1 protein-coding gene is annotated in these 13432 nt (G+C 49.8%); it reads right to left on the bottom strand.

Features of this window, described 5'->3' with window-relative positions; all coding sequences use genetic code 11:
* Window position 1: 1 nt before the first annotated feature.
* Window positions 2–13432 (bottom strand): type I polyketide synthase, encoded by a 13431-nt coding sequence (locus BAMF_RS29575; RefSeq protein ID WP_013352336.1) that lies wholly within the window; start codon window positions 13430–13432, stop codon window positions 2–4.

Here is a 13432-nt window from a genome sequence, read left to right as displayed (position 1 = left end):
CTCAATTAAATGCTTTCCAGAACATTTTTTTCGCAGGAAGCTCTTGTTTCACCTGTACGGCAGATTCTTTTACCAGAGCCTTCCGTCTTAAAGACGGTACCGGCAGCGGCTTTCTTTTTAATCGGGTATCTTTTTCTTCCCAAGCTTCCAGAATGATGTGGGCGTTCGTTCCGCCGTCGGCAAAGCAGTTGATGGCTGCGCACGGTTTGGCTGCATCCCATTCGCCCGCTGTCTTTTGAAAATAAAAATCTGTCTTTGTTATATCAAAATGCGGCATCGGTTCATCTCCTGAGAGAAATGGAACCGTTTGTCTATGTTTCAGCATTAATACGACTTTAATGAAGCTTGCGATCCCTTCTGCGCAAAGCGGATGCCCGATGTTCGGCTTGATTGACCCAATTCCGAGCGGGACATGCTGATCAGAGCGGTATACGGATTGAATCGCCTTCAGCTCAAGTAAATCAGTCACCGCAGAACCCGATCCGTTCGCTTCGATATAAGTGATGTCTTCCGGCTTTTTGCCGCTTTTTAAAAGCGCGCTTTGCATGACGTCTTTTTGCGCCTGCATATTAGGGGCTGACGGTCCTGCCGTTCTGCCGTCATTGTTCATAGCGGCGGCCTTAATGACTGCGTGTATCGTGTCACCGTCTTTTTGCGCCTGGCTTACCGTTTTTAACAGCACCATGCCGACGCCTTCTCCGAGGACAACTCCGCCTGACCGCTTGTCAAATACATGAAAGGACGGTTTCTCGTTTAACAGCCCGCGCTCTTGGAACATCCGGTGCGCCGCATCCGTGTTCAGCAGGCTGACGCCGCCGACTACCGCTGCTTTAATATCGCCGCTTCTCAGTGCCTGAACGGCCATATTCATTCCTGTCAAAGCTGATGAACAAGCCGTATCAAGCACGATGCTCGGCCCGCGCAGATCAAAAAATTGCGAAACGTTTGCCGCTAAATAGTTCTGCCCGCCCGCAACGATCGGATTGCGCGTATTCGCAAGACTTTCAGGATCAGGCTGATGCTGGCTGCGGCCTCCGATGTACACACCGGCCTCCATGCCCTTGATTTCTTCACGGGTATAGCCGGCATGGCACCAAAGCCTTAAGCTCTCTTCCAACACCGCCAATGCCTGGGGATCCATCGCTTTCGCATCGTTTTCCGGAATGAAAAAGAATTCGGAATCAAAGTGATTCATACTTTCAATCAATCCTGCAACATATTGATTTGCATATCCGAATCGCTCCTTTGGCACTGAACCGATTGCAGACCTTCCGCATCTCAGCAAATCCCAATATTGTTCTAATGATTCAGCTCCCGGAAAGCGGCAGCTCATTCCGACAACGGCAATGTCTTCACTTTCGGCAAAACGCTTTTGTTCAGTGTGAACCGTTTGTACGGCATCAGAAACCGCGGGTTCTGTATTAGATTCCTTCCTTTCTGTAAACAGCGGCTGCCCGTTTGATACGAGCCATTCGGCAAACGCGTCAATCGTCGGATGTTCATATAAAACAGACGGATCTAAGTCCTCTTTGAGAGCTTGATTCATTTGCTGCAACAGCTGGGCTAAAATGATCGAATCAACTCCGTAATCCTGAAACGGTTCGTCTGTTTCCAGTTCATCCGGAGCGATTTTCAGTTCATCCGAAAACAATTTCACAAGCCACTCCTTCGTATCAAGAAGAAGGTCTGAGCCTGATTGTTTTACCTCGATTTGGCCGTTTGATTCGGCTTCAGCCTCTTTTTGCTTTTTCTTTTGACAGAGCAGCTTGTCAGGGTGCCATTCGCTTCGATCAACGATGGCCGGCAGAACGGCCGGGCGGATGTTTTCAGACAAAATGCGGTCAAGCAAGTCAAGCCCTTCTGCATTAGTCAGTCCTAACAGCCCGGTTTGCTTCAGGCTTTCTGTGCGGACTTCACCCAATCCGGTTTCCTTCCAATTCGGCCATTGAATGCTGACCATCGGGTATTGATGCTGATGAGCCGAAGCGAAATAATCCATATACCCATTTGCCATCGCATAATCCGACTGTCCCGCCGCAAGCGCCGGAACGACCGCAGATACTGATGAAAATAAGACAAAGAATTGTAAAGGATCATTTGTAAAAAGGCTGCTTAATGTTTGAAGCCCGGCGACTTTCGGCTCAAGCACTTCTTGTATGTCATCCGCAGTCTTTCTGATAAACGCCGGGTTTACTGAATTAACAGATCCCGCACAGTGAATGACGCCGCCGATCGGCCCCATCGTGCGCCGGATCGTTTCAATTTCCGCTGCTACGGCAACACGGTCAGACAATTTCATACTGAGCACTGCCACTTGCACGCCTTTTGCTTCGAGCTCTTCAATCGCCCGAATTTTCTCTTTTATCCGTGTATGAACGGCTGATCGTTCATGACGTGGAGGAATCGGCTCCCTGCCTGTCAGCACTACTTTTTTCACGCCGTGTTTTTCTATGAAATGGCGGGCGCATAAAAGACCGAGTCCTCTCGTCCCTCCGGTAATGAAAAGCACATGGTCTTCAGGGAACGTTACGGGCTTATGTTCTGATGGCTCCCGTTTTGGAATCTCCCTGAATAAAGCACGGTATCTCTGTCCGTTTCGGCGGCAGACTTCCGGTTCTGTGCTGTCCGCCGAATATTCATCTGCAATCTGTTTGGCAAGCGTCTGCTGATCCGTATCAGTATCGGCGTCCATGTGTCTTGAAGTCACGTTTTGATACTCATTTTGCAGCATTCTGTACAGGCCGCTTTTTTCTGCTCCTGCAAGGTGAATCGTTTTCTGCTGAAACGGCTCCAAGCCTTTAGTTACATATAGCAGCATCAGCGGCCGCGCTTGCCGGCGGCTTGTATCAATCAGAATCTGGAGACGGCTGAGCCCTTCTGAAGAAAGGTCTTCGTCACCGCATCCCGTCAGATCGATCGCGCCATCTATGTGATTCCAATCGGCCTCTCCGGTATCGGCGGAATCAATCGGGAGAATGAAAGAGTCAGCGAAATACTTCGCAGTCTCTTCGGCAAGCCACCTTGTCCTACTGTCAGCCAGAATCATGACCTTCTTGCCGATGTTGCCGCCGGCCGACTCAATCTCACACGGAACCCACTGCTTTTCTAAAAGCACAGCCTCGCGCCGGTCTTCCGTACTCTGCGATACGGCTTTCGGCTCAGGCAGCCAGTACGGCTCCTTTGCAAACGGGTAAGCCGGCAGACTGATTCTGCGGGGTTTTTCGTCCTGATAGAGCTTGTTCCAGTCCACCTGAAGCCCTTTGGCCCACAATTCCGCTAAATTGCCGTATTTTTTCTTATCGAACCATGATTTGACAAGCAGCTTCAGATCATCGTCCGTTTCAAATGCTTTGATTTCTTTTTTTGCCGTTTTGACGTGAGCTTCATATATCCCTTCACCCATTTTGCCGTTTACAAAATCGGTTAAACGGCTGATCAGCTCTTCTCTCGAATTCGCTGTAACCGCAAGACGGTAATCCATTGGATCACGTCCGGTTTGAAGTGTATACGCCATATCTGAAAGATGGATATCCTGATTGGCCTTTGCAAAATCGATCATCGACTCGGCATAGGCTTTTACCTGCGGCGCTTTTTTGGCCGACAGCACAAAAATGTTTGTCTCATCAGGCTTACGGCGGCCCCTGTCTTTCGGCTGATACTCTTCAATGACGAGATGAGCGTTTGTGCCGCTGTAGCCGAATGAGCTGACACAGGCCCGCCGCGGTGTTCCGCCGGATTCCCAAGGTTTCACTTCAGTATTGACAAATAAAGGCGAGTCATCGAAATCAAAATGTTCATTCGGCGTGCTGAAATGAAGAGTCGGCACGAGCTTCTGATGCTTCATCGACAGCAGAACTTTCTGCACACTTGCTACGCCTGCCGCCGCAGAGGTATGTCCGATATTTGATTTAACCGAACCGATGGCGCAAAATTGTTTGCGGTCCGTTTTTTCCTTGAATACAGAAGATAAAGCTTCTAATTCAATCGGATCCCCCTGCTTTGTGCCGGTGCCGTGCATTTCCGCATAGGTGATGCTCTCAGGGTGGATGTTGTGCGCTTCATACACTTGACGCTCTAAATCCATTTGGCTTTTCGCGCTCGGCGCGGTGATGCCGTTTGTTTTTCCGTCCTGGTTAATTCCGGACCCGATAATGACTCCGTAAATATGGTCTTGATCGGCTTCCGCATCTTTCAGCCGCTTCAGCACGAGCGCCCCCGCGCCCTCACCAGGCACAAATCCGTTCGCACTGTTATCAAATGCTTTACATTGGCCGTCAGGAGACAGCATTCCTGCTTCACACATGCTGATGTATGATTCAGGCGTTAGATACAAGGTCACACCGCCGACAAGCGCCAGGTCAATTTCATGATTCAAGAGCGCCTGACGCGCCAAATGAGTTCCGACAAGAGAAGATGAACATGCCGTATCGATCGGAATGGCCGGTCCTTTCAAATTGAGATAATACGGAAGGCGGGCCGCCGCGATGCTGAAACTGTTGCCAGTGGCGCTTCCTCCTGTCTGATGTTTGTTTAACATCATGCCGTATTCATTGTTCATAATCCCCAAGTAAACGCCGCAATTTTTCCCGTTTAATTCTTTTGAGCTGTAGCCCGCATCTTCAAAGGCTTTAAAGCCTTCCTGTAAAAATATTCGGTGCTGCGGGTCCATCAGTTCCGCTTCAGACGGAGAAATATTAAAGAACAGCGGATCAAATTCTTCAATACCGTCAAGCATACCGATTGATCTGCAGTACACTTTGCCTTTCTTATTTAAGGCCGGATCATAGTACTTGTTTACATCCCAGCGGGAAAGCGGGATATCGCGAATGGCGTTTTTCGCACGGACTAAATTGTCCCAATACGTCTTAAGATCCGGCGCGTCCGGGTATTTGCCCGACATGCCGACGATGGCGATTGCGTCCGCCGTCTCGTCTTTAGGCTCCCGTTTGGCCCGCACCGGTTCAGGTTCCTTTTGAACCGTCAATCTGTCCGGCCCGGCAGATGGTTTCTCCTGCGGGGCAGATTCCTGCTTCAGCGGCTTTGGACGCACAGGAACCGCCTCTTTTTTTCTGCCGCGGACAGACGGCTGCGTACGCAGAAAATCGGCGAATTGACGGATTGTCGGGTAATCATACACTTTCGTTACGTTACAGTCCGTTCCGTACCGTTTATTGACGGCCTTTATCCATTCAAGACCGGTTATCGAATCCATGCCCAAATCAATAAAAGCCTCATCAATATCTACATCATGCTGTTCCATGTACAATACATCAGCCAGTGCTTTTGATAACGCTGCATGCACCGCTTCAATCGGTTCAATCGGTTCTTCCGGCTCGGCGGAAGCTGCCGTTTCAGACATCGCCTCCAAAATATCCGCCTTGGCCTGTAACACCGGCTGCTTTTGAGCGGTTACAGGCTGCAGCATTATGTTGGACGGTTTTTTCACCGCCTCTGTTTTCTGCGGTTCGGTTTCCTCAAAGTTCGGTTCTGTTCCGAGCTCTTGCTGCAAGAAGGCCGCAAACTGGCGGATTGTCGGATAATCATATACTTTCGTCACCGTAAGGGACGTGCCGTACGTTTTATTGACGGCCTTTATCCATTCAAGACCGGTTATTGAATCCATACCGATATCAATAAATGTGTCGTCTGCGTCGATATCGTCAGCATCCATATATAAAACGTCCGCCAAACTTTCCGTTAATACGGCACTTATTTTTTCAGCGGAAACCGCCGGACGGTAAGCGGACAATACGGTTCTTTTCGGTTCCGTGCCGCTCAAAGGCTGCAACATAATGTTTGTCGGTTTTTCTTTCGCAGTCTCCTCGTGAAGAGGCGCCGCTTCAATGACCGGTTCCGGGACGGCCGCCGCCACAACCGGCGCCGGCTGTGTTTCTGCCTGTCTTTTGACAGGTAAATCTGCTGATGTGTCGATCCAATAACGGTCCTTTGCAAACGGATAAGCCGGGAGACTGATTTTTCGCGGTCTGCCCATTTGATACAGCACATCCCAATTCAGCGGAAGACCCTTCACCCAAAGCTCTAATACCTTCGCGGCTTTGCCTTTTTCAAGCCATGCCTCAATGGTTTTTTCCATATCCTCATCAGCCGCAAAGAGCGCCATCGTTTCTTTATTCTGTTTGACTTGTCCGCGGTAGAGCTGGTCAATTGAATCCTTGCCGCTCGTAAATTCGTCAAGCTTTTCTTCAAGCTCGCGCAAATTGCTGACAATCAGGCCGAGGCGCTCTTCCATCGCTTCACGTCCGATTTGAAGCGTATAAGCGATCCGGCTCAGATCCGCTTCCCGGTAACGCCCGCTCCGCAGTGCATCAAGAAGCCGTTTCGCGCGTTTTTGAAGCCGATTCTCATTTTTCGCGGAAAGGACGATCATTGACGGATGAGGTGCGGCAAAAGCCGTCTCCTTATCCTCATCAGCGGCATATTCTTCGATGACAATATGAGCGTTGACGCCGCCGGCTCCGAAAGAGGATAGCCCTGCGGTTCTCGGCAGTTCTTTATTTACTCCGTTCTCGTTGATGACCGGTCGTTTCCACTCTTCAAGCGTCTGCTGCACTTTAAACGGCGTACTGAGAAAATCAATATTCGGATTAAGCGTCCGGGAATGCAGGGACGGTGCAAGCTTTCTGTGTTTCATTTGCAGAAGCACCTTCGTCAGGCCCGCGATGCCCGCCGCGCTTTCACAATGCCCGATATTGGATTTCGCTGAGCCGATGGCACAAAATTGTTTATCTTGTGTCTGTTCTGAAAAGACTTTAGTCAGACCCGTGATTTCAATCGGATCGCCGAGTGAGGTTCCGGTGCCGTGGGCTTCGATGTAGCTGACCGCCCTCGGATCGGTTCCTGCATCTTGTAACGCCTGTTTGATCACTGCGGCTTGGGCGTTCGGATTCGGGACGGAATACCCGTTTGTTTTTCCATCATGGTTCACGGCCGTTCCTTTGATCAGACCGTAAATATGATCACCGTCCGCTTTCGCTTTAGAAAGCGGCTTAAGGAGTACAGCGCCCACTCCTTCACCGGGCACATAACCGTCTCCGCCTTCTCCGAAACTTTCACATCTGCCTTTACTAGATAAAAATCTGTTCTGGCCGAGCATCAAATATTTATTCGGATGGATGGATACATTGACGCCCCCGGCAAATGCTGCTTCGCATTCCCCGTTCCGCAAGCTTTGGCATGCCAGATGAATGGCTGTTAAAGAAGAAGAGCACATCGTGTCAAGAGCCATGCTCGGGCCGTTAAAACCGAATACATAGGAAGCCCTGTTCGCAATTGATGACGGATTTCCAGTCAGCGCAAGCGATTTTCCGCGCGCCTGTTCTTCGGCTCCGTAAAGCTGATATTCTTCATACATGACGCCGACGTAAACACCGACATTGGCACCCAGCAAGTCACCCGATTTTCCGGTCAGCTTTCCGCGCGTATAACCGGCATCCTCCATCGTTTCGTAGACACATTGCAGAAATAACCGCTCCTGCGGGTCCATCAATTTTGCATCCCGGGGCGAAATTGAGAAGAATTGCGGATCAAATTTGTCCACGTCTTTCAAAAATCCTCCCCATTTTCCGTACGTCTTGCCTTCTTTATCTTTATCAGCGTCGTAATAAAGACTGTGATCCCAGCGATCGCTTGGAATTTCGGTTATGCAGTCAACGCCTTCACTCAAGTTCTTCCAAAATTCCTGAAGATTTTCGGCCTGCGGATACCGGCCTGACAGACCGATAATCGCGATATCCTCACGCTCCGGCAGCTGCTGATTTTTCCGCGTGTCTGTGCGGACTGCCGCAAAGCCTTTTTTGCCTTCACCCCGATTGGAAACAGGTTTTACCTCTGTTTTCTCAGGGAGAGACGGTTTGGCTGCAGGGATTTCTTCCGTTTTCATCCCGGTCAAGTCCAGCAGCGTGTCGCGGTGTGCTTTCATAAAATATTGCGCCAGCGATTCGATATTCTGATATTCGAAAAACAATGTTTTTGATAATGAACCGAAGCTCTTTTCCAGCCGGCCCGTCAAATGCATAATCATAATAGAATCAATTCCGTAATCTTCCATAGGCGCCTTGGCGTCAATTTTGCCGACCGGAAGCTTGGTTACTTCCGAAAGCACATGTTTCAAGAAATGCTCTGTTTTTTCTGCAAGCATATTCTCTCCGCCTGATGAAAGGCCAGCCGGCGCTTCGGTATCGCTTCCTGTGTCCTGCTGATCATCCGCTGATCTTTTCAGAAACGCCCGGATTTTTGCGGCGTAGCCTTCCGTCACCATGACTTGAGATGTTTTTGCCGCCCATCCGCGGTACAAAGCTTGAATGCCGTTTTCTGTTTTCATAGGGACCATGCCGCTTTCTTTTGTCAGCATTGCCTCCGTTTCGGCATCAACCGTCATGCCGCCGTCCTTCCAGAGCGGCCAGCAGATTGAAAGGGTGTGTCCATAGCGTTCATTTCGGGCTTTTTGCCGGTTTCTTTTTTCACTGAAGGCATTCATAAACGCATTGGCCATCGCATAATCCGCTTGGCCCGCGCTTCCGGCGCTTCCCGCTCCAGAAGAGAAAAGAATCAGAAAATCAAGCTCAATGTCCTTAACCGCTTCGTCAAGATGGACCAGTCCGGCGACTTTCGGCGCCAGCACATCACGAATTTCATCTTTGTGCTTTTTCAGAATATAGTTATCTTTTATCGTCCCGGCGCTGTGAATGATACCGTTTAAGCCGCCGTACTGCCGACAGATGTCCGCTGTGAGTGATCGAACTTCTTGTTTATCAGTCATGTCCGTTTGTTTGTACACGGCTTGCGCACCAAGATCGGACAGCTCTTGAAGCTGGGCTTTTTTACGGTTATCCAGCACAGAACGTCCCGTTAAAATAAGAACGGCGTTTTTTGCATGCCGAGCGATTTCTTTGGCGAACAAAAATCCGAGACCGCCCGCACCGCCTGTGATCAGATAAACACCATTATCCTTCCACGGCTTTTCGGCGCCGAGCGGTTCAAGACCCGTTTCCTGCCATTGTGCCGCATAGCGCTTGCCGTTTTCATAGCGAATATGCTTGTCATCAGGATGAGCGCCGCATTCTTTCAAATATCGGGTCAGCGTGTCTGCCTTGATGTCCGGCTCCAATTCGATCAATTGGCCCGTCAGGTTCGGATTTTCCAGCGCCGCTGTTTTTAAAAGTCCCGTTAAGCCGCAAAGGAGCTGCGTATCAGCTTCTTGAGGCACGACAATCTGGATGAGCTCGCGGCCGCCGGATTTTGAAGCGAGGATTTTCTTCACTTCTTCAAAAGCCTGAAGTGCACAGGTTTCAAACCGTTCGTCTTCACTCTGATGCTGATCACGGAGAACGTTACAGCTGAAGTCTGTCTGTATGCTGTTCATTTGATCCGTAAACCGATCAGATATCATCACGTGATGGGCTTTGAAACTGATCGCCGCTTTTTCATGCGAAGCAGTCTTCTCTTCCCATATGTGTTCAAAAAATAGTGTATCTGTTTTATCCGTTTCAATTTCTCTCGCTGAATAACCAGTCATCTTCACACATACATGGCCTTGTTCGTCACATAAAACAATATCCAGCTTCTGCACGGCATCTTCAGGCCTGCTTTCGCCGCTGTACGCAATGGAAACCCACATGTTGCTTTCACAGCGTTTCAGCACATCGATCTGTTCGAGAGCAAACGGCAGCATCGGCTTTATGTCAGTCCCGTCTTTGTCAAGCATTAAACCGATCGTCGCGTGAAATGCCGCATCCAAGAGACTCGGATGGAGGACAAATTGATCTTTTGTATGAGAAATAGATGACGGGAGTGAGAGCTTTGCGAGCACTTCGCCGTCTTTTGCATAGATTTCCGTGACCGCTTTATGAGCATCCCCGTATTCAATCCCCATCTGTCTGTATGCCTGATAGCAATCTTCAGGCGCGATCAGACGTCGCGATTCTCTCAATTTGTCAATCTCTATTTTGGCCGGTTCATCCGCTCTGACAAACGATGCGCTTCCTTGCGCATAGAGAACAGGCTCTTGTTCTGATGAAGCCGGTTCACCATAAACCGTAAATCCCATCTCCCCATTTTCTTCGTCATAAAGGCGGAGATACAATTCAGCGGTTTCGTCCGTCGCTGTAAACGGACGCACCCATACGACATGTTTCAGGCGGACTGTTCCTTCTTCCTTCATTTCTGCCGCATGTTCAGCAGCCGCTCGGACCATTTCCAGATAAGCGGCGCCCGGTAACGTCCGTTCGTTTTTGACGACGTGATCTTTCAGGAAAAATTCTCCGCCGCTAAAGGCAGTCCTGAAACGGACGCCTGACATGTTTGATACATTTTCATGCAGAAGCGGGTGCAGCATGCCGGCATTTTTTTGAAGTACCGTTTCTCTTTTTTCCGCCTCTGGCACCCAATACCGTGTTTTTTCAAACGGATATGTCGGCAGGCTGATCCGATTCGGTTTGTTTTCTCCGTATAAGAGATTCCAATCCATCATTCCTCCGCCGGCCCACTTTTCGGCAATCATCTCCAGACTTCCGCTAGAAAGCCATTTATGTATTAAGTCCGGAGCAAGCCCTGCCTGTTTGCCTTTATCGGCTCTGTTCCGCCAGCATCCGCTGACCGCGTCTCCATCCAGAAAGCCTTTCAGTCGTTCTTTGAGCTGCGTCATATTCTGAGCGGTGAACACAACCCGCTCCTCCATCTGCTCACGCCCGACCTGAAGCGTGTAAGCCAGATCCTTAAGGGGCAGATCGGGATGGATAAAGGCAGACAGCTTCGCCGCATATGCATGAAGCCGTTCTTCACTTTTAGCGGAAACCGGGAAAATGAAAGTCTGTTCTTCCGCCGGTTCAGCATTTGTTCCGTGTGATTCTTCCGGGATAAATTCCTCCAGAATGAGATGCACGTTTGAACCTGTGGCCCCGAAAGAACTGATGCCCGCACGCCGCGGATACACTGTTTCGCTCCCGTTTTCCGTCACTGAAGGCTGATGCCATTCTTCGGTACGATGCTGGACGTAAAACGGTGATTGTTCAAAATCTAAATACGGATTCAGTTCTTCGGAATGAAGCGACGGCACCAAAGTTTTATGGTGAAGCTGCAGGGCAACCTTGGTTAAGCCGCTGATGCCCGCCGCCGATTCAGCATGGCCGATATTCGACTTCACTGATCCGATGGAACAGAACTGCTTATCCTGTGTATACTGACGGAACGCCTTTACAAGGCCTTGAACCTCAATCGGATCACCTAGAGAAGTTCCCGTCCCGTGCGCCTCAATATAACTGACCGTGCGCGGATCGATGCCCGCTTTATCCAGACATTCCTCAATCAAATCGGCTTGAGCGACAGGACTCGGCACGGAAATCCCGCTCACTGTTCCCACGTGATTGACGGCACTGCCCTTTACAACCGCATAAATCCGGTCTCCGTCGTTTACCGCTTCCTGCAGCGGTTTTAATAAAACAGCACCGATTCCCTCAGCCGGGACATAGCCGTCTCCGTCTTTCCCGAACGTATGACAAACCCCGTCTGATGAAAACATATCCCATAAACCGTATGTCACATATTTATTGGGATGCAGCGATAAGTTGACGCCGCCAGCGATCGCCGATTCACATTCCCCGCGCCGAATGCTTTCCACAGCTAGGTGAACCGCAGTGAGCGAAGATGAACAGACCGTATCGACCGCCATGCTCGGTCCGTGAAAATTACAAAAATATGAAACTCTGTTTGCGATTTGCGCATAATTAAGAGAAAGCGGGAATACATGATCTTCAGAAGAAGCCTCCGCTCCGACCAATGTATAATCCTTGTGCATCACCCCGGCGAAGACGCCGACGCGCTGTCTTCTATTCCGTCCGCGCGCCTCTGCAAGCGACTTCGGCGTATATCCGGCATCCTCAATTGTTTCCCAGCATGTCTGTAAAAACAGCCGCTCCTGAGGATCCATTGTTTCAGCTTCACGCGGCGTAATGCGGAAAAATTGAGGATCAAAGCAGTCCGGATCATCAATAAATCCGCCCCATTTTGAAATGGTCTTTCCGGAAGGCGACTTTACGTTTTCAAAGCGGCGCCAGTCCCAGCGAGACTCCGGAATTTCGGTGACACAGTTTTTTCCTTCTTTTAGATTTTCCCAGAATTCGTGAATGTTTTCGGCCTGCGGATAGCGGCCGGCCATGCCGATAATGGCGATATCTTCATCTTGCGGAACACTGCTTTTCCGCCTTTTTTCTGTTTGCGTCACAACCGGCTTCTCCGTTTTTGGAGCAGCAGCGCTGAAGTAGCTTCCGTACTGCTCAGTCAGAAAAGCCGCCAGTTCTGCTGCCGTCGTATATTCAAACAGCAAAGTCGGAGAAAGGGTTTCGCCGATTTTTTCGCTGATCGTTTCCACTACGTCAAGCAGTCCGGACGATGTCAGCCCCATTTCATAGTAGCCGGCCTGAGAATCAATCTGTTCAAGCGGCTTGCCCATTTTTTCAGCCATCAGCTTCTTGACATACCGCTCTGCTTCCTCATGCGGGTGTCCGTCTTCAAATGATGCCGAAACTTCCGGCAGAGCCGCTTTTTCAGGAGACTTCTCAGCAGGCTTTCGGTCTGTATTGATCAGTTCGGCATCCCGCACGAGCTTGCTTGTGAAATCTTTCAGCTCAGCGACTTTCCGGCCGGATGCGTTAAAAAACTCCAGCGTAATGTAAATGAGCTCCTTTTCCTGCCGGAGCGATGAACGTTTGATTCTCGTGACGCAGCCGGCCTGCAAAGGTTCGGAAGCTGTAAAAGATTCATAGAAAAGAGGCAGAAACAGCCTCTTTTCCCCATTTAACAGCGACGAAATCAATAGGTTTGCGCCGACGCCGCTTCCGTCAAGGAGAGTCGGATGGAACAAAAACCCTTCGGCCTGTCCCATCGCGTCTTTTCCGAGCGATAAATCAAATGTGACGCCGTCCCGCTCCTCAAAAACATCTCCTTCTGCTTTCATATATCCGCTGTGAACCAATTCCTGGCTTCTGCATTGTGCATACAGCTCGTTTAAATCGATTGTGCGTTCCGCCTCACGCTTCACAGAGTCAAGATCAATCGTGTCACTGAATACCGCGGGAGCCGTCTCATGCATTTCCGCTTTGACGTAAATACGTTCGTCCGGCTGCACGCGTCCGCCGCTGACTTCAGCTCCTTTTGCGGTAAGTTTCCAGTGCCCTTCTTTTACCTCTGTACATTCAACCGTAAGCTTGACGGCACTGTCTTCTTTCGCAATAAGCGGCTGATAAATGGATAAATGGCGCAGCTGAAGCCCGTTGTATGAATAGCCGCGCTCTTTGAAAATCTGATAAAACATATCAATATAAGCCAATCCCGGAAGGACTTTTTGTCCGTACACGTCATGATTGAAAATAAACGGATTTTTCAGCGATAAAGTGATTTGCTTATTGAAGTTCTTCAC

It is taken from the genome of Bacillus amyloliquefaciens DSM 7 = ATCC 23350 (genome assembly GCF_000196735.1).
GTDB lineage: Bacteria > Bacillota > Bacilli > Bacillales > Bacillaceae > Bacillus > Bacillus amyloliquefaciens.
This window is presented reverse-complemented; position numbering and strand designations above follow the sequence as displayed.